Origin of the sequence: Lactobacillus sp. Sy-1 (assembly GCF_019303535.1) — a bacterium.
Taxonomy (GTDB): domain Bacteria; phylum Bacillota; class Bacilli; order Lactobacillales; family Lactobacillaceae; genus Nicoliella.
Genome location: NZ_JACCIU010000001.1, coordinates 42,466 through 61,755, shown reverse-complemented (window position 1 = coordinate 61,755; position 19,290 = coordinate 42,466). Strand labels below are relative to the sequence as shown.

12 protein-coding genes, 1 tRNA gene and 3 rRNA genes are annotated in these 19,290 nt (G+C 43.3%); 15 read left to right on the top strand and 1 reads right to left on the bottom strand.

Annotated features, from left to right (window positions below):
- Window positions 1–251: 251 nt before the first annotated feature.
- The 4 genes from HZL42_RS00270 to HZL42_RS00255 all read left to right on the top strand — a co-directional run bounded on the left by HZL42_RS00270 (window position 252) and on the right by HZL42_RS00255 (window position 5,270).
- Window positions 252–1,827 (top strand): 16S ribosomal RNA (locus HZL42_RS00270).
- Between the two features lie 220 nt (window positions 1,828–2,047).
- A 23S ribosomal RNA gene (locus HZL42_RS00265) occupies window positions 2,048–4,962 on the top strand.
- A gap of 71 nt (window positions 4,963–5,033) precedes the next feature.
- Window positions 5,034–5,150: ribosomal RNA gene (rrf, locus tag HZL42_RS00260) — 5S ribosomal RNA — on the top strand.
- The 16S, 23S and 5S rRNA genes sit together here with 1 tRNA gene alongside, the layout of an rRNA operon.
- A gap of 47 nt (window positions 5,151–5,197) precedes the next feature.
- Window positions 5,198–5,270: transfer RNA gene (locus HZL42_RS00255), tRNA-Thr, on the top strand.
- A 73-nt stretch (window positions 5,271–5,343) separates the two neighbouring features.
- Here the strand turns inward: HZL42_RS00255 and helD are convergent.
- Window positions 5,344–7,659, bottom strand: coding sequence for an RNA polymerase recycling motor HelD (gene helD / locus HZL42_RS00250; protein ID WP_219053735.1), 2,316 nt, complete (start codon window positions 7,657–7,659; stop codon window positions 5,344–5,346).
- 333 nt (window positions 7,660–7,992) lie between these two features.
- Here helD and trpS point away from each other — a divergent pair, with 333 nt between their 5' ends.
- From trpS to ispE, 11 genes are all read left to right on the top strand, one after another.
- Complete coding sequence (gene trpS, locus HZL42_RS00245; protein ID WP_219053734.1) at window positions 7,993–9,012, top strand: tryptophan--tRNA ligase; 1,020 nt, start codon at window positions 7,993–7,995, stop codon at window positions 9,010–9,012.
- 39 nt (window positions 9,013–9,051) lie between these two features.
- Window positions 9,052–9,990, top strand: a complete 939-nt coding sequence (locus HZL42_RS00240) for a Ppx/GppA family phosphatase (protein WP_219053733.1) — start codon at window positions 9,052–9,054, stop codon at window positions 9,988–9,990.
- Between the two features lie 54 nt (window positions 9,991–10,044).
- The gene (locus HZL42_RS00235) at window positions 10,045–11,295 is read left to right on the top strand and encodes a hydroxymethylglutaryl-CoA reductase, degradative (RefSeq protein WP_219053732.1); all 1,251 of its coding nucleotides are present in this window, start codon (window positions 10,045–10,047) and stop codon (window positions 11,293–11,295) included.
- A 15-nt stretch (window positions 11,296–11,310) separates the two neighbouring features.
- Window positions 11,311–12,276, top strand: a complete 966-nt coding sequence (locus HZL42_RS00230; RefSeq protein ID WP_219053731.1) for an IpaB/EvcA family protein — start codon at window positions 11,311–11,313, stop codon at window positions 12,274–12,276.
- An 18-nt stretch (window positions 12,277–12,294) separates the two neighbouring features.
- Entirely contained in the window at window positions 12,295–13,002 is a 708-nt protein-coding gene (locus tag HZL42_RS00225) for an NAD-dependent protein deacylase (protein WP_219053730.1), read from the top strand.
- 2 nt (window positions 13,003–13,004) lie between these two features.
- On the top strand, window positions 13,005–13,850 hold the full coding sequence (locus tag HZL42_RS00220; protein WP_219053729.1) for a DUF72 domain-containing protein: 846 nt from the start codon (window positions 13,005–13,007) through the stop codon (window positions 13,848–13,850).
- Between the two features lie 72 nt (window positions 13,851–13,922).
- Window positions 13,923–15,953 (top strand): methionine--tRNA ligase, encoded by a 2,031-nt coding sequence (gene metG, locus HZL42_RS00215; RefSeq protein WP_219053728.1) that lies wholly within the window; start codon window positions 13,923–13,925, stop codon window positions 15,951–15,953.
- A 68-nt stretch (window positions 15,954–16,021) separates the two neighbouring features.
- Window positions 16,022–16,795, top strand: a complete 774-nt coding sequence (locus tag HZL42_RS00210) for a TatD family hydrolase (RefSeq protein WP_219053727.1) — start codon at window positions 16,022–16,024, stop codon at window positions 16,793–16,795.
- Complete coding sequence (rnmV, locus tag HZL42_RS00205) at window positions 16,795–17,352, top strand: ribonuclease M5 (RefSeq protein ID WP_219053726.1); 558 nt, start codon at window positions 16,795–16,797, stop codon at window positions 17,350–17,352. The genes HZL42_RS00210 and rnmV overlap by 1 nt, the downstream gene beginning before the upstream one ends.
- Window positions 17,352–18,242: a 16S rRNA (adenine(1518)-N(6)/adenine(1519)-N(6))-dimethyltransferase RsmA gene (gene rsmA, locus HZL42_RS00200; protein WP_219053725.1), complete on the top strand. Its 891-nt coding sequence runs from the start codon at window positions 17,352–17,354 to the stop codon at window positions 18,240–18,242. Before rnmV ends, rsmA begins: the two co-directional genes overlap by 1 nt.
- Window positions 18,243–18,352: 110 nt before the next feature.
- Window positions 18,353–19,201, top strand: a complete 849-nt coding sequence (gene ispE, locus HZL42_RS00195; RefSeq protein WP_219053724.1) for a 4-(cytidine 5'-diphospho)-2-C-methyl-D-erythritol kinase — start codon at window positions 18,353–18,355, stop codon at window positions 19,199–19,201.
- Window positions 19,202–19,290 lie beyond the last annotated feature (89 nt).

Genomic DNA, 19,290 nt, shown 5'->3' with positions numbered 1-19,290 from the left:
ACTAACGGCTGTTCAAATGGTTGTTCAAATTAATTTTAAAAAGTTGTTGACATCCAGTTGACGATTTGATATTATTAAATAGTTGTCGTTATGAACGACGCATTCAAGTAGATCTTTGAAAACTGAACAAAATTATGACAAAAATGTGTAAGGAACTTCATATTTAATATGAAGTACAAAAATCTTATGCGAAGTCAATTCGCTTAAAAGTAACAATATTTAAAGAAGAGCTAACGTTGAGCTTTTCATCTTAAGATGAGAGTTTGATCCTGGCTCAGGACGAACGTTGGCGGCGTGCCTAATACATGCAAGTCGAACGAACTTCCGTTAATGATAGTTGATGCTTGCATTAACTTGACTTAACATCGAAGTGAGTGGCGAACTGGTGAGTAACACGTAGGTAACTTGCCCTAAAGCGGGGGATAACATTTGGAAACAAGTGCTAATACCGCATAACAACAAAAACCGCATGGTTTTTGTTTGAAAGATGCGTTTGCATCACTTTAGGATGGACCTGCGGCGTATTAGCTTGTTGGTGGGGTAATGGCCTACCAAGGCAATGATACGTAGCCGACCTGAGAGGGTAATCGGCCACAATGGGACTGAGACACGGCCCATACTCCTACGGGAGGCAGCAGTAGGGAATCTTCCACAATGGACGAAAGTCTGATGGAGCAACGCCGCGTGAGTGAAGAAGGGTTTCGGCTCGTAAAACTCTGTTGTTAAAGAAGAATGGGTGTGATAGGAAATGATCACATCGTGACGGTATTTAACCAGAAAGTCACGGCTAACTACGTGCCAGCAGCCGCGGTAATACGTAGGTGGCAAACGTTGTCCGGATTTATTGGGCGTAAAGCGAGCGCAGGCGGTTTTTTAAGTCTGATGTGAAAGCCTTCGGCTTAACCGGAGAAGTGCATCGGAAACTGAGAAACTTGAGTGCAGAAGAGGACAGTGGAACTCCATGTGTAGCGGTGAAATGCGTAGATATATGGAAGAACACCAGTGGCGAAGGCGGCTGTCTGGTCTGTAACTGACGCTGAGGCTCGAAAGCATGGGTAGCAAACAGGATTAGATACCCTGGTAGTCCATGCCGTAAACGATGAATGCTAGGTGTTAGAGGGTTTCCGCCCTTTAGTGCCGCAGCTAACGCATTAAGCATTCCGCCTGGGGAGTACGACCGCAAGGTTGAAACTCAAAGGAATTGACGGGGACCCGCACAAGTGGTGGAGCATGTGGTTTAATTCGATGCTACGCGAAGAACCTTACCAGGCCTTGACATCTCCTGCAAAGCTAAGAGATTAGCCGTTCCCTTCGGGGACAGGATGACAGGTGGTGCATGGTTGTCGTCAGCTCGTGTCGTGAGATGTTGGGTTAAGTCCCGCAACGAGCGCAACCCCTATTATTAGTTGCCAGCATTAAGTTGGGCACTCTAGTGAGACTGCCGGTGACAAACCGGAGGAAGGTGGGGACGACGTCAAATCATCATGCCCCTTATGGCCTGGGCTACACACGTGCTACAATGGACGGTACAACGAGTCGCAAAACCGCGAGGTTAAGCTAATCTCTTAAAGCCGTTCTCAGTTCGGATTGCAGGCTGCAACTCGCCTGCATGAAGTTGGAATCACTAGTAATCGTGGATCAGCATGCCACGGTGAATACGTTCCCGGGTCTTGTACACACCGCCCGTCACACCATGAGAGTTAGTAATACCCAAAGTCGGTGTAGTAACCTCTTTTGAGGAGCAAACCGCCTAAGGTAGGACTGATGATTAGGGTGAAGTCGTAACAAGGTAGCCGTAGGAGAACCTGCGGCTGGATCACCTCCTTTCTAAGGAATAATTCGGAACCTTATGCAGTCATAGTTTTGTTTAGTTTTGAGAGGTCTACTCTCAAACTTGGTTCTTTGAAAACTAGATAATATTTTAATTTTTCCAAATTATTGAATTGTATTAAATACAATTTCAACCGAGAACACCGCGTTATTTTGAGTTTTTTATATTAGTTTATTCGTATTTACTCAATTAACCAAATACCACTTCGTGGTAATAGGTTAAGTTATTAAGGGCGCATGGTGGATGCCTTGGTACTAGGAGCCGATGAAGGACGGGACTAACGCCGATATGCTTCGGGGAGCTGTACGTAAGCTTTGATCCGGAGATTTCCGAATGGGGAAACCCAATAAACTTTATCGTTTATTATTCAATGACGAATTCATACTCATTGAAAGGCAGACGTGGGGAACTGAAACATCTAAGTACCCACAGGAAGAGAAAGAAAATTCGATTCCCTCAGTAGCGGCGAGCGAACGGGGAACAGCCCAAACCATTGAGTTTACTCAGTGGGGTTGTAGGACTGAACATTTGAGTTACCAAAGAATTAGATAGTCGAAAGATCTGGGAAGTTCTGCGACACAAGGTGATAGCCCTGTAGACGAAATCTAATTCCCTCAGTTCAGGATCCTGAGTACGGCAATACACGTGAAACATTGCCGGAATCCGGGAGGACCATCTCCCAAGGCTAAATACTCCCTAGTGACCGATAGTGAACCAGTACCGTGAGGGAAAGGTGAAAAGCACCCCGGAAGGGGAGTGAAATAGTTCCTGAAACCATGTGCCTACAAGCAGTTAGAGCCCGTTAATGGGTGATAGCGTGCCTCTTGCAGAATGAACCGGCGAGTTATGATAACATGCAAGGTTAAGATGAGAAGTCGGAGCCGTAGCGAAAGCGAGTCTGAATAGGGCGTTTGAGTATGTTGTGATAGACCCGAAACCAGGTGATCTACCCATGTCCAGGCTGAAAGTGTGGTAAAACACACCGGAGGGCCGAACCCGTGTACGTTGAAAAGTGCTGGGATGAGGTGTGGGTAGCGGTGAAATTCCAAACGAACTTGGAGATAGCTGGTTCTCTCCGAAATAGCTTTAGGGTTAGCCTTGGAGTCGAGAATCATGGAGGTAGAGCACTGTTTGGGTGAGGGGCCCGTCTTGGGTTACTAAATTCAGATAAACTCCGAATGCCATTGATTTATATCCAGGAGTCAGACGATGAGTGATAAGATCCACCGTCGAAAGGGGAACAGCCCAGACCACCAATTAAGGTCCCTAAATATATGCTGAGTGGAAAAGGATGTGGAGTTGCATAGACAACTAGGATGTTGGCTCAGAAGCAGCCACCATTTAAAGAGTGCGTAATAGCTCACTAGTCGAGTGATCCTGCGCCGAAAATTTACCGGGGCTAAGCATATTACCGAGATTGTGGACGTAACTTTGTTACGTGATAGGAGAGCGTTCTAAGGGCGATGAAGTCAGACCGTAAGGACTGGTGGAGCGCTTAGAAGTGAGAATGCCGGTATGAGTAGCGAAAGATCAGTGAGAATCTGATCCACCGAATGACTAAGGTTTCCTGGGGAAGGCTCGTCCTCCCAGGGTTAGTCGGGACCTAAGCCGAGGCCGAGAGGCGTAGGCGATGGATAACAGGTTGAGATTCCTGTACTAGTTAACTATGTTTGAACGATGGAAGGACGTAGGAGGCTAAACGTAGCATCCTGTTGGATATGGATGTTCAAGCACTAAGTCAGGTATTGAGTCAAATGCTTAATACCGGGTTGACAAGGTGTGATGAGGACCGAAATTTAGTAGGGAAGTCGTTGATGTCACACTACCGAGAAAAGTTTCTAGTTAGTAGTTAACTACCCGTACCGCAAACCGACACAGGTAGTCGAGGAGAGAATCCTAAGGTGAGCGAGTGAACTCTCGTTAAGGAACTCGGCAAAATGACCCCGTAACTTCGGGAGAAGGGGTGCTGCACTATGTGCAGCCGCAGTGAAAAAGCTCAGGCGACTGTTTATCAAAAACACAGGTTTCTGCAAAATCGTAAGATGAAGTATAGGGGCTGACGCCTGCCCGGTGCTGGAAGGTTAAGTGGATGAGTTAGCTTCGGCGAAGCCCAGAAACGAAGCCCCAGTAAACGGCGGCCGTAACTATAACGGTCCTAAGGTAGCGAAATTCCTTGTCGGGTAAGTTCCGACCCGCACGAAAGGCGTAACGATCTGAGCACTGTCTCAACGAGAGACTCGGTGAAATTGAGATACCTGTGAAGAAGCAGGTTACCCGCGACAGGACGGAAAGACCCCATGGAGCTTTACTGTAACTTGATATTGGGTGTTTGTATAGCTTGTACAGGATAGGTAGGAGCCATAGAAGTCGGAACGCTAGTTTCGATGGAGGCAATGGTGGGATACTACCCTCGCTGTATGAACACTCTAACCCGCACCACTGATCGTGGTGGGAGACAGTGTCTGGTTGGCAGTTTGACTGGGGCGGTCGCCTCCTAAACAGTAACGGAGGCGCCCAAAGGTTCCCTCAGAATGGTTGGAAATCATTCGACGAGTGTAAAGGCAGAAGGGAGCTTGACTGCGAGACATACAGGTCGAGCAGGGACGAAAGTCGGGCTTAGTGATCCGGTGGTACCGTATGGAAGGGCCATCGCTCAACGGATAAAAGCTACCCTGGGGATAACAGGCTTATCTCCCCCAAGAGTTCACATCGACGGGGAGGTTTGGCACCTCGATGTCGGCTCATCGCATCCTGGGGCTGTAGTTGGTCCCAAGGGTTGGGCTGTTCGCCCATTAAAGCGGTACGCGAGCTGGGTTCAGAACGTCGTGAGACAGTTCGGTCCCTATCCGTCGCGGGCGTAGGAAATTTGAGAGGAGCTGCTCTTAGTACGAGAGGACCGGAGTGGACATACCGCTGGTGTACCAGTTGTGCCGCCAGGCGCATCGCTGGGTAGCTATGTATGGATGAGATAAACGCTGAAAGCATCTAAGTGTGAAACCCACCTCGAGATGAGATTTCCCATTCCTTTATGGAAGTAAGACCCCTGAAAGATGATCAGGTAGATAGGCTGGAAGTGGAAGTGCAGTGATGCATGGAGCGGACCAGTACTAATTGGTCGAGGACTTAACCAAGTAAGGTAGTTCTCACGGAAGAATAAAATATTATCTAGTTTTGAGAGAACGAAGTTCTCACAGTTAAATAGTGTGGTGATGATGGCCAAAAGGATACACCTGTTCCCATGTCGAACACAGTAGTTAAGCTTTTGAACGCCGAAAGTAGTTGGGGGATCGCCCCCTGCAAGGATAGGACGTTGCCACGCAAACTAAGGACCTTCGTGAATAACGAAGGTCCTTTTAATTTAACAATGCCGTTTTAGCTCAGGAGGTAGAGCGTTTCCATGGTAAGGAAGAGGTCCCGGGTTCAAATCCCGGAAACGGCTTCTCAAATTAATATTGCGTTAAAACAAAAAATCCAGTTCCCATTTCTAGGGCAACTGGATTTTATTGTTCTAATTAGTTATGCGAACTAATTTGATGATCGATTTTAAACGCGTTATTTGGGACACCAGCTTTAGTAATTAATGAACTAACTGGACCAATACTAATTAATATTAAGCTGTGCATGGCCCTAGTTGCAATCGTATAAAGGGTGCCAATTAAATCGGTTGAATCATAGTTTTTATCAGAGACGTTCCAACCAATTACGGAGTCGAATTCTAGTCCCTTAGCTAAATAAACCGGTAATACAATTGCTCCCTTTGGCAGCGTTCGATCAGCATCATCTAGGAGGGTGGTTTTAAATTCCCGATATAGATGATGATAGATTAACTTAGCTTCATCCATATTCTTGGTGATAATTGCAACGGTACCATTATCTAACAATTGTTGCTTAATGGAAGCCTTTAGGCTATTAATCGCCACTTTATTATCATATCGGACAATAATCTCTGGAATTGGTCCCTGCCGATTGAAAGCCTCAATTTCGTTTCCATCTGGAAGTAATGACTTAGCAAACGTTGTGATCTGATAAGTTGAACGATAAGACTTCCGGAGGGTAATCAATCGGGAGTGCTTCGTTTTAAAAGCTGCATCCAACTTAATTAGGAGGTCGTTAGGTTTTTCAACCGCTTTAAAAAGGGCCTGTTCACTGTCCCCAATTAAATTAAATTTGGCATTGGAAAATATAAATCTTAAATAAACTAATTGGGCGATTGAATAGTCCTGCATTTCATCGATAAATAGGTATTTAATTGCCCGATTGCGACCTTCACCAGTAATTAAATCACGTAAGTACAATTGTGGCGCAGCATTATCCAAACTTAATTGATGATTTTCCAGTTGATCTGAAAACTGCTTAACGGATTGTTCCCATTCCTGATTTGAAATATGGTCAGGGACGTCAAGCTGTTTTAAGAATTGCTCATATTGGATGTATGGATCAAAGAAGTTATTATTATAAATCGCATCATAGATGATGCGATACTCCTTTTTAACAATTTTAGTTGCTAGGAAGTCTCGCTCATCGTCTTGACCTTGAAAGTCGCGCAATTGCTTACCCTTCATCATTGTTCTAATTCTTTCCTCACTAAGACTTTCTAATTCTTTATTGACCCAATTATCATGAATGGAGGTATGAATCCGCCGTTTTAAAGTGCGAATTAGTTGATTTTTAGTTTTTAAGATTCTTTGAGAAGTATGCATACTCTGTGGGTATTGTTGATAGATAGAACGAATATCCTCAGCGGTAAAAAATGGCTTTCCTCTAAATCCGATTGAACTGAACTGAATATCATCAGCTGCAATATTAGCAACGTAATTAGCGAGATCATTCATAAATTGCGCGCTGCCCTTATAATTATGAATTGCGATTTGTTCTGAGCTGAGTACCTGTTGATTTTCATATCGGTCAAAAATGGTTTGGACTTTTAAACCTTCAAAGCGGTGGTTAAAGAACTCAGCAAGGGTCACCTGGCGCATGTTACGCTCACCCAGGCTAGGCAGTACGTCTGAAATATAATGACTAAATAACTTGTTAGGCGATAGTAGCACGATTTGATCTGCAACCAACGAGCTTCTGCTGTGGTAGAGAAGAAATGCAATTCGCTGTAAAATAGCGGATGTCTTTCCAGATCCTGCAACCCCTTGAACTACTAGCAGATCACTGGTGGTATCACGAATAATGTCGTTTTGTTCACTTTGAATCGTGGCAACGATATTTTGCATCGTTTCATCGTTTTGTTCCCCAAGAGCGTGTTGAAGCATTTCATCACCAACGGTTTCGTTGGTATCAAACATGTTATCAATTTGGCCTGCTTGGATTTGAAATTGTCGTTTTTTTAGTAGCTCGGTTGATAGCCGACCGGCAGGGGTGGTATAGCTAACCTTACCCAATGTTCCATTATAGTAGATACTTGAAATGGGTGCCCGCCAATCATAAACTAAAAAGTTTTGTTGGTCATCAACGAATGATGCAGTCCCGATGTATAGTTGTTCTGGGGTTGTTTCTCCATCATCTAGGATGTCAATTCGCCCAAAATACGGTGAATTAGCTAATTCCTTCAGCGTATTTAAATGGCGTTTAATGATGGTTTCATTTTCAATGTCCCGGTTAACTAATCCTCTTTGTTGTTGCAATTCAGCACTGGTTTCAATTCGGTCATCAACTTCAAAGTAGTTAACTGAAGTATTGGCACTGTAGTTTTGTTGAACGTTTTTGGTTTCTTCATGTGCTTTTGACAAATCAACCTTTGTCTTTTCAATTCTAGACTTAATCTGTTTTACAATTGAATCAACACGTTTTTGTTCTTTTTGGTATTCACCGGGTTCCAAACTGATTCCTCCGTTTCCTAAAATCCTTTTCAACGTGCAATAATTTTAGGTTGAAAAAGGCCAAATGTCAATCAAACTCACTTTGACATTAAATTAGTAATCAATTAAAATATTAGATGATTATAAATGTTTAAAAGTAGTTGCCCCTACCAGACAGAGAGGTCATAAGCGCTGAAATTGACCATGGGTTGACGAAATGGTTAGATGGGTTCCCCCTTATCGGAAAATAGTGGCAAGTTTAAGCGCTTGCAACATAGGTGGTACCACGTTAAAGGCGTCCTATTGGAGATTATTCATCCAGTAGCACGCCTTTTTTAGAAAGGATGGATTATTATGACGGATAAAAAGGTAATTTTAACTGGAGATCGCCCTACGGGGAAACTTCACATTGGACACTATGTTGGTTCATTACGGAATCGGGTGGCATTACAAAACTCAGGGGATTACGATACCTACTTACTAATTGCAGATATGCAAGCGTTAACTGACAACGCTCGTGATCCTGAAAAAATTCAACACAGTTTACTACAGGTGGCCTTAGACTACCTAGCAGTTGGAATTGATCCCGAAAAATCAACGATTTGTGTTCAATCTCAATTACCAGCGTTAAATGAATTGACCATGCACTACCTTAACTTAGTAACGGTTTCTCGTTTGAACCGGAACCCAACGGTTAAGACTGAAATTAAGCAAAAAAACTTTGGGCAAAGTGTCCCAGCCGGTTTCTTCATCTACCCAGTTAGTCAAGCCGCTGACATCACTGCGTTCAAGGCTAATACGGTTCCAGTCGGGGCTGACCAAGAACCAATGCTTGAACAGACCAGAGAGATTGTCCGGTCTTTTAACTCCATTTATAAGCAGGAAATTTTGGTGGAACCAGAAGGCTACTTCCCACCAAAGGAAATGGGTCGGATTCCAGGACTAGACGGTAATGCTAAGATGAGTAAATCACTTGGGAACGCGATTTACCTAGCTGATGATCCAGATACGATTAAGGAAAAGGTCATGTCAATGTATACCGACCCTGATCACATTCACGTTGAAGATCCCGGAAAGGTAGAGGGGAACACTGTTTTCACCTACCTTGATATTTTTGACAAGGATCAAGACCATGTTGAAGAATTAAAGCAACAATACCGGCATGGTGGACTAGGGGACGTTAAAATCAAGCGTTACTTAAATGAAGTTCTCCAAGCTGAATTAGAACCAATTCGAACTAGACGTGAAGAATTTGCTAAGGACCCAGCAGCGGTTTATGACATTTTGAAAGCCGGCAGCCAACGAGCTCAAGCTGTTACTAACCAAACCCTTCAAGAAGTTCGGGATGCAATCGGGATTAATTACTTTAAATAAACACTGAACTAAATCGTTATTTAAAGAAGGGTGTTAAAATTGGAAAATTTTGTAATTTTAGATATCGGTTCCAATTCAGTGCGAATGGCAATCAATCAAATTGAAAGTGATGGATCGTATCGTGAAGTTAAGAGAGTAAAAAATGATAGCCGCCTTTCCGAAGGGATGGGGCGTGAAAAGCTATTAAGACCAGCGGCGATTAAGCGAACGATAGGTGCACTGCAAAATTTCCAAAATGTTTATAAGGAATATCCAAACGTGCACGTTAAAGTAATCGCAACCGCCGCGGTCCGCCAAGCTAATAACCAATCAACCTTTTTGAAAAAGGTCCGGGATGTCTTGGGATTACGGATTAAAATCTTATCCGGGAACCAAGAGGCCTACTATGATTACTTGGGAGTCGTTAATAATATTAAGGAACCCAACTACATTCTAGTTGATATTGGCGGTGCTAGCATGGAACTTGTGTTAGTGCAAAATCACAAGAAAAAGAACTTAATTAGCCTGCCAATGGGGGCAGTGAGCCTATCTGAGCACTATCACCTAGGAAGTCGGATTAACGCCGCAGATTTATTTAACGCCGAATGCTATATCCAACAAGAATTGCACCGGGTATTCTGGTTAAAATGGGCTTACCGTTATCCCCTCGTTTTACTAGGTGGTGCAACCCGGGCGCTAGCTAGGATCAATCAGCACCATCAACACCTTAATCGGTCCCACCGGTTGAATCGTTACCAATTAAAGCAGACCCAGGTCTTGAAAACGTTTGAAATTTTGGTTGCGCGTGACAATGCCCAACGAAAACAAATTTCGGGGTTAGAATCTGACCGTGCTGACATTATTGTTGGGGGATTGTTGCCATTAGTTTCAATTATTAATCGAATTAATTCAAAACAGGTCATTTTTGCTGATAGTGGGGTTCGTGAGGGGTTAATCAACGAATACCTTCGGCACATGCAGGCCAACCAAAAACGTTAATTACTTTCGATCAGCTGAATTAGGTGACCGATTGCAAAGGTGGAATTTTTATCTATGGATAGCTCGTTTAAACATTTTTACCGTAAATCATATCATGATCGGTTATCAGTAGTTGGTGAATACGCAACCCTTAATGATGATGCGAAAACCTTAATCAAGGAACACGTTAATCAAACGGACGCAAAGCTAATTGAAAACTACCTCACTGACTATTCATTACCCGAAGGGGTGGGAGTGAACCTAATGGTAAACGGCGTCGAACACGCCGTTCCAATGGTAACCGAGGAGCCTTCCGTAATTGCGGCCGTTAGTAATGGTGCCAGAATGCTTAGTAAAAATGGCATCGACGCCACGGTGATTAGCCGGGAACTAATTGGCCAAGTGGTTTTACACAATCCGCAGCCTGAACTATTAGATTGGATTAATGAACGGCACGGAGAACTAATTGCCCTAGCTGATTCGGCCCACCCGAGCATCCATAGTTATGGGGGCGGAGCTACCGACATCGAAATTCGCCAGTTAGACGTTGATGACTACTCGTTAGACCTCAGTGTCAACGTTTCAGAAGCGATGGGTGCAAACATCATTAATTCAATGCTGGAAAAAATTGGGGCTGCAATTAACCAACAATCACCGGGCGTTGTTTTAATGCAAATCCTCTCAAACTATGCGACGAAGAGTCTGGTGCGGGTAGTTGGGAAAATTGATTTTAGCCAACTAGGAGCGCCTGGGATGACTGGACGTGAGGTTGCTGTTAGAATTGGGTTAGCTAGCCACATCGCCCAAATTGACCCGTACCGGGCCACCACCCATAATAAGGGAATCATGAATGGAATTGATGCCGTAACGATTGCCATGGGAAATGACTGGCGGGCAATCGAAAGTGGGATTCATGCTTACGCAGCTAAGGATGGGCACTACCGCGGGCTAAGTCATTGGAAGGTTGTTGATCAACAACTAGTTGGTGAAATGACGGTTCCAATGCCAGTTGGGTTTGTCGGCGGGGCCACAAGTGTGTTTCCACTAGTGAAAATCAATCAGTCAATCGCTAAGGTTAAAAATGCGCGTGAATTAATGCAGTTAATCGCAGCGACTGGATTGGCGCAAAATTTAGCGGCATTAAAGGCGATTGTTACTGATGGAATTCAAAAGGGCCACATGGCATTGCAACTAAACTCACTGGCTATTAGTGCTGGTGCAGCTCCCGACGAGGTTGCTGAGGTGGTTAAGAAGCTAAGAAAAATAAAGAACGTTGGAATTGATGATGCCCGTTCGGTTATCAATCAAATTAGAAAATCTAGTTAATGAAGGTGATATTACTTGGAACCACAAGATATTAAGTTAAATGAACAAACCCAGAGTTTACTGAACGTTGTAAATCGGTTCTTTCCAGGCAAGGTGGAAGTGCAATTTATTGGACGTTTGCAATCTGGATATGTAAGACACGACCAAGCTCAAATGGTGCAAGACGGTAAGAATATTTATATTCAAATTTCTGATTTAACCGCCCCTAATTACACGGCATCACACGAACTACTGCACTTGTTAATGACGCTCCGCGGTTTTCCGCAGGAGTTTTTCTCCCTGACGACCGGTAATTCAGAATTAGATGACCAACTTCAAGCAATGGGAATCGAACTATTTGATATTGTTTCCCACTTCGTGGTGGTTTCTGAACAACGAAAGCACGGTTTAATTGACGATGAGATTGAATCAATGTACCTAAAGGGGGTAAAGGCGACGATTAAGCCTGAACCAGCTGAACTAGATGATGAAATGTCATTACGGCTGTTGACCCTTTTAGATGCATTAGTGTTCTACGGTGATGAATTTAATAAGGTGGCTGACGAACTAAAATCGGACTACCCAATTTCACTAGCGGCCGCTCAAAAGATTTATCAAGTGATCACCGCTAAGCCAACCGATTCACCATTTGGCCTCCGGAGAAACGTGGTAAAATTATTCAGGGTTTTTGATGACCAATTGAAGGAATGGAATTTACCACCATTGAACAATAAGGACTTTACTACCATCACAAGTGTATTATCAGAACGGCAGTTAGGTCTCAAGGTTAATCAAATGTTTGAAATTTTCCATTCGGAACTTCATGAAAAACAAACTAACCGCAGAGCCTATGTTGGATTCAGCAAGGTTGATGATCAAAATTCATTTGTAATTCCGGCACCAACCGGGATGGATGATAGTCCCGCATATTTTAAACGTCTTTATAACATGAGCGTAGAAGACCTCTTTAAAGAACTTAAGATGCCATTTATCATTCGATAATTAATGGGGGCGTTAAATATGGATGAAGATGTTCAAAAAGTTTTTAACCAAGCAAAGCGAATTGTCTTCTTGACCGGCGCGGGGGTTTCAACTCCTTCCGGGATTCCAGACTACCGCTCCAAAAACGGTTTATATGAACAGGATAATGATGGTAAGCCGGCTGAGTACTACCTTAGCCATGCTTGCCTGCAAAACGAACCGGATAAGTTCTATGCGTTTGTTAAGAATAATATGTACTACCCAGACGCAAAACCGAATCCAATTCATGAAAAGCAAGCAGCGTTGACTAACCAGAACCGCGCTAGCATTATTACCCAAAATGTTGATAACCTTTACAATGTTGCCCATGCTACTCACCTAGTTGAGTTTCACGGAAACTTATATGATGTTACATGTCAAAAGTGCCATCGTTCTGTCGATTGGCATGCTTACCTAGAAAGTCCAGTTCACAAAGATTGCGGTGGTATTTTACGTCCTGGAATCGTGTTATACGATGAGGGACTGGATCCTAAACGGGTTCAAACTAGCGTTGACTTAATGTCAGAAAGTGACTTGATTGTAATTGTGGGAACTTCGATGCGGGTCTATCCATTCGCAGGGTTACTCCAGTACCGAAACCCAAGTGCACCAGTTATTGCAATTAATCAAGAAAAGCTGGACCTAGGAATTCCGTTAAAAATGATTCAGGGGGATGCGGTAACCTTTTTTAAGGAATTGCGGGTCTAATTATGATTACGATTGGATTAACAACCTGGTCGGATCATCCTGCATTTTCTAACACCAATCAGGCCCCCAAATTAGTGGAGTACGCTAGCTTCTTACCAACGGTAGAAGTTGATACGCCATTCTATGCCATTCCACGGGTCGCAACCGTTTTGGATTGGCGAAAGCAGGTGCCTAGTCAGTTTCAATTTATCCTAAAAGCAAATCGATTAATGACGCAACACGATATCAAGAGTCCAGAGGCGGTCTCACTTGCTGATCGCAAGCAAGCGTTTATTAGGTTTAAGGAAATGGTACAACCACTGGTGGAAACTAACCAACTCAAAACGGTGCTATTCCAATTTCCACCGTACTTTGCAGTTAGTAAGGATAATTTAGACTACCTTGCAGAACTTCCGAACTGGTTGCCTGGCCTCTCGCTTACGGTGGAATTTCGCCACCCTTCGTGGTATCAAAAGCCGTTCATTAATCGGTTGTACTCCGGATTGAAGCAATTGAAAATGACCCTTGCCATCATTGATGAACCGCATAATCTAAATGATGGAGTTCCGTTCGTTCCGTTAATTACCAACCCAAATTTGGTTTTTATTCGGCTCCACGGACGAAATGCTGAGGGCTGGTTCAACCAGGGTCCTGATTGGCGTAAAAAGCGGACCCTTTATCGTTATAATGAGCATGAATTAACCGGATTAGCAAAAATAATCCGTGATTTAGACTCGCAGGCTAAGGAAGTATGCGTGATATTTAACAATAATTCCGGGAAGGATGCTGCTCCAAATGCTTTAAAGTTACAATCGATTTTGGGACTGCATTTTACTGGATTAGCACCAAAACAACTCGATTTATTTTAACGGTTCACTGTTATGCTATAATGAAAAACAAATAAAGCTAGCGGCCACCGCTTTGGAAAGGGAGCATTACCTATGGCAAAACCAACTTACTATATCACCACCCCAATCTATTACCCGTCCGGGCGATTACACATTGGAAACTCATACACTACCATCGCATGTGACGCGTTGGCGCGTTTTAAGCGTGCAACTGGGTACGATGTATTTTACCTTACCGGAACCGATGAACACGGTCTCAAAATCGAACAAAAGGCTGAAAAGTTAGGCATGGATCCCCAATCATATGTTGATAAAATGGCCAAGGGGATTAAAGAACTTTGGAAGACCCTTGATATTTCAAATGATAAGTTTATCCGGACGACCGATGACTACCATGAAGCTGCAGTGCAAAAGATTTTCCAAAAGCTCCAGGATAATGGTGACATTTACCTTGGTGAATACACCGGTTGGTATTCAGTATCCGATGAAGAATACTTTACTGAATCCCAATTATCCGAGGTTTACAAGGATGACGATGGAAACGTTACTGGTGGGAAGGCCCCTAGTGGCCACGAAGTTCAATTAGTCCACGAACCCTGTTACTTCTTTAAGATGAGCAAGTATGCAGACTGGCTCCTTCAATACTACAAGGACCATCCAGACTTTATCGAGCCATCAACTAGAATGAATGAAATGATCAATAACTTCATTAAACCTGGTTTGGAAGATCTTGCTGTTTCACGGACTTCATTTAAATGGGGGGTTCCAGTTAAAAGTGATCCCAAACACGTTGTTTACGTGTGGATTGATGCTTTGACTAACTATATTACCGCATTAGGATACGGTTCTGATGACGATTCCCTATTCAAGAAGTACTGGCCTGCTGACGTCCAAATGGTGGGGAAGGAAATCGTTCGGTTCCACACGATTTACTGGCCAATTATCTTACACGCATTGGGACTAGCAATTCCGAAGCACGTAATTGGGCACGGATGGTTACTAATGAAGAACGGAAAGATGTCGAAGTCCAAGGGGAACGTGATCTATCCAGAAACCTTGGTGGAACGCTATGGACTAGATGCCACTCGTTACTACCTACTACGGGCAATGCCGTATGGGAATGACGGGGTCTTTACTCCCGAAGACTTTATTGACCGGGTTAATTACGACCTTGCAAACGACCTCGGAAATCTTTTGAACCGGACAATTGCAATGATTAATAAGTACGAAGGCGGAACCGTTCCTGAATTCAAATCCGGAGTAACTGAATTTGATGGGACGTTAGAAACCGTTGCTGCAGATTCCATTACCGAATTTAACGAAAAAATGAACAGCGTACACTTCGCAGATGCATTGGCTGCCGTTTGGAAGTTAGTGGCTGCTACGAATAAGTACATTGACCAAACTGAACCATGGACGCTTGCAAAGAGTGATGGTGCAGATGATAAAGCAGCGTTAGCCGCAGTGATGGCGCACCTTGCCGCTAGCTTACGGGTGATTGCACTCCTGGTTAGCCCAATCATGACGCAAGCGCCTAAGAAGATTTTCGAACAACTCGGCTTGCCACTAGATTCACTTACCTTAACGGACCTTAAAATTGCTGATTTACCAGCAAATACTAAGGTAATTAAGAAGGGGGTTCCAATCTTCCCTCGACTAGACGTTGAAGCAGAAGTGGAATTTATTAAGGGACAGATGACTAAGTCTGATAAGACCAAGGGGCGTGCTGCTCAAAAGGCTGCTGCCGAAGGCGCCTTTGATCCTGATACAACTGAGTTGACCCTCACTAAAAAAGCAATTCGATACGAAGCCTTTGATAAGGTTGAACTAAAGGTTGCGGAAGTGGTTGACGTTCAACCAGTTGCGGGCTCTGATAAGCTATTACAATTTAAATTAGATGCAGGTGATCAGGGGTACCGGCAAATTCTATCTGGAATTGCCCAATGGTATCCAGATTACGCTAAATTAGTTGGGAAGAAGCTAATTGCTGTATCGAATTTGAAGCCTCGTAAAATGCGTGGTGAAGTTAGTCAGGGAATGTTGTTGTCCATTGAACACGAAGACGGTTCAATTGAGTTAGCAACCCTACCAAGTAACTTTGAAAACGGGGCTACTTTAGAATAATTAAAACCTAAAATTAGCCATTAATTCAATTTGATTAATGGCTAATTTCATTTTGGAGGAGCATGTTTATGAAAATTTTTGACTCACATACCCATTTAAACGATGCCATTCTTTATCCGGATGCGAAGCAATATATCGAACATGCGCAAAAATTAGGCGTGGTGAAAATGGCAATTGTTGGTTCTGACCAGCATTTGAACCGTTTAGCAATCGATTTGGCACATCAATACGATAACTTATATGCAATTATTGGTTACCATCCAGAGGAAGCAAACTCATTTGATGATGCAGTTGAAGCGGAGTTAATTGAGCAACTAAAGGATCCTAAGGTAGTTGCGGTGGGCGAAATTGGTCTTGACTATCACCAAAACGTAGTGAAGCAAAGCACCCAAAAACGGGTCTTTAAGCGCCAGATTGAAATTGCAAAGGATGAGAACCTACCAATTTCGGTTCATAATCGGGATGCATTTGAAGACACTTATGACATTATAAAATCAACCGATGTAAGCAACACCCACGGAATTGTGCATAGCTTTAACGGGGATGCTGAATGGGCTCGTAAGTTTATTGAGCTAGGGATGCTAGTTTCATTTAGTGGGGTAGCTAGTTTCAAAAAAACGAAGGAAGTCCATGAGGCGGCTGCTGAAGCTCCGTTAGACCGCATTTTAGTTGAAACTGATGCGCCCTATTTAGCACCGGAACCATACCGGGGCAAACAAAATGAGCCCGGGTATACACTCTACACTGTAGAAGCAATTGCAAGGTATCGAGATACAACTCCAGATGTAATTGCTGATGCAACCTACCAAAATACGCTAAGGTTATTTGGAATCGAGGAATAATGAAGAAGATAAAGGAAGTCATTGTCGTTGAGGGTAAGGATGATACCAAACGAATTAAGGATGCCGTTAATGCTGATACCCTCGAAACCAGGGGCTCGGCAATCGACAAGCGAACAATTGCGCTGATCAAAAAAGTGGCTGTCCAACGGGGCATCATTATTTTTACTGACCCTGATTTTTCTGGCGAGCGAATTCGCAAAATCGTTGCTAAAGCGGTTCCGGATGCCAAGCATGCATTTATTAATCGGAGTCTGGCAACGCCAACCAGAAGTCATGGATCACTTGGAATTGAACACGCCTCTGCTGAAACCATTCAAGCGGCGCTAGCGAACCTGTATACGGAGAATCCAACTGCACAGCCATTAATTCCAGATGCAGTATTGATTGAGTCCGGGTTAATGGGGGGCACCGGTGCTAAACAGCGCCGCCAAAAACTATGTGACATTTTAAACATTGGTTATGTGAATGGGAAGCAACTAAGCAAGCGTTTGCAAATGTTTTCAATCACCCCACAGCAATTTGACGGCGCATTGAAGCAAGTTGAGGAGGAACAATAATGACAGAAACACCAGCAATCGGGAGTCCTGCAAGAACTCAGGCAATTTTAAACCGCTACCACCTTTCAGCGAAGAAGAGTCTCGGGCAAAACTTCTTGACCGACTTAAACACCCTAGTGGGGATTGTGGACGCAGCTGAAATTACTACTAATGATAACGTAATTGAGATTGGCCCCGGAATTGGCTCGCTAACGGAACAGCTAGCCAAGCGGGCTAATAAGGTGGTTGCCTACGAGCTAGATCAAAACCTACTCCCAGTCCTAGATGATACGTTACATCAATACGATAATGTGAAAATTATCAACCAAGACATCTTAAAGGCAAACCTTCCTGAAATGATTGAAAAGGAATTTGGTGATGATAAGCCGATTAAAGTGGTTGCAAACCTTCCTTACTACATCACAACCCCCATCATCTTAAGCCTTTTAAAGGGACCAGTTGATTTTTCAAAAATTGTGGTAATGATGCAAAAAGAGGTTGCTGACCGCCTTTGTGCTAAGACGGGGGTAAAGGCATATAGCTCTTTATCGGTAATCGTTCAGTACCTCCATCGGGTGACCGTTCCAATGTTGGTATCCAGAAAGTCATTTATTCCATCGCCAAATGTTGACTCTGCAATCGTAACCCTTTCTAGTTACGATCATCGCGATGTCGTAGCGTTTAATGATAAGTCATTTATGGGATTTGTGCGGGGGTGTTTTGCTCATAGACGGAAAACGCTTTGGAACAACCTCCAAAGTGTTTTTGGCAAGAGTCCAGAAACCAAGGAACAAATTAAAGCTGGATTGGCCCAAATGGAAATCGATCCAGGGGTGCGCCCAGAAAGATTAACGGTGAGTGACTTTGTTAAATTAGCGAACACCTACCATCAAATTGGAATCTTAAAATAATCGAACTAGCAACTATTAAAATCTAATAGTTGCTTTTTTAGTCCACTGACTTTTGATTCAATTTTTAGTATAATTAAAAATAAATCAAAATTATGATTGGAGGGGTGGACTTGAGAATCGTAGAAAAGGCGCCAGCGAAGATCAATTTAGGACTAGATACGCCGTATATGCACGATGATGGATTACCAGAGTGGAACATGGTAATGGCATCAGTGGATTTGGCAGATTACGTTGAGATTAAAACAGATGGGAGTGGCCTGATTACTGTTGAATCTGATAGTGTATTTATCCCGAATGATCAACGTAACTTAGCATACCAAGCAGCATTGTTGATTACCAAGCAGTATCATATCAACGATGGCATTCAGATTAAAATTACCAAGCACATTCCGATTGCAGCCGGGCTCGGGGGCGGATCGTCTGATGCAGCAGCTGTTTTGCGGGGGTTGAATAAGTTATATCAGATCAAGCTTACCAATCGTCAACTAGCTGAACTTGGTTTAAAAGTTGATTCAGACGTTCCGTATTGTATATATAGCCAGACCGCCCGGGTGACTGGTCGGGGTGAAATCATTGAAGTGATGCCTAAACTACCGTCAATGTGGGTGGTAATTGTTAAACCCCGCATTAGTGTTTCTACTCCCAAAATTTTGCAGGAAATTGATTATCAAAATTTAATTCATCCAGATATTGAAAAACTATTATTTTTCACCAAAAATGGGGATTTAAATGGAATTACTGCTAATATGGGAAATGTTTTAGAGGCCATTTCTGGGAAACGATATCCGGAAATCATTGACATTAAAAATCGTTTGATTAGCTTTGGGGCTGATGGTTCCCAGATGAGTGGAACTGGGCCCACCGTATTTGCGGTCTGTCATAAGTATAGTCGGGCCAAACGGATTTTAAATAGCATTCGAGGGTTTTGTAACGAGGCCTATTTAGTTCGTCCACTATAAATATTACTTACATTAATTGATTAAATTCTGAATAAAGTAGGTAAAACACGAACTTTTATGATAGAATTTGATTGATAGGAAAATTTTGG

Excerpts from the sequence above, each read along its gene's own strand:
- metG (WP_219053728.1), top strand. The coding sequence starts at position 13,923 with ATGGCAAAACCAACTTACTATATCACCACCCCAATCTATTACCCGTCC.
- HZL42_RS00210 (WP_219053727.1), top strand. The coding sequence starts at position 16,022 with ATGAAAATTTTTGACTCACATACCCATTTAAACGATGCCATTCTTTAT.
- trpS (WP_219053734.1), top strand. The coding sequence starts at position 7,993 with ATGACGGATAAAAAGGTAATTTTAACTGGAGATCGCCCTACGGGGAAA.
- HZL42_RS00225 (WP_219053730.1), top strand. The coding sequence starts at position 12,295 with ATGGATGAAGATGTTCAAAAAGTTTTTAACCAAGCAAAGCGAATTGTC.
- HZL42_RS00235 (WP_219053732.1), top strand. The coding sequence starts at position 10,045 with ATGGATAGCTCGTTTAAACATTTTTACCGTAAATCATATCATGATCGG.
- rnmV (WP_219053726.1), top strand. The coding sequence starts at position 16,795 with ATGAAGAAGATAAAGGAAGTCATTGTCGTTGAGGGTAAGGATGATACC.
- HZL42_RS00220 (WP_219053729.1), top strand. The coding sequence starts at position 13,005 with ATGATTACGATTGGATTAACAACCTGGTCGGATCATCCTGCATTTTCT.
- rsmA (WP_219053725.1), top strand. The coding sequence starts at position 17,352 with ATGACAGAAACACCAGCAATCGGGAGTCCTGCAAGAACTCAGGCAATT.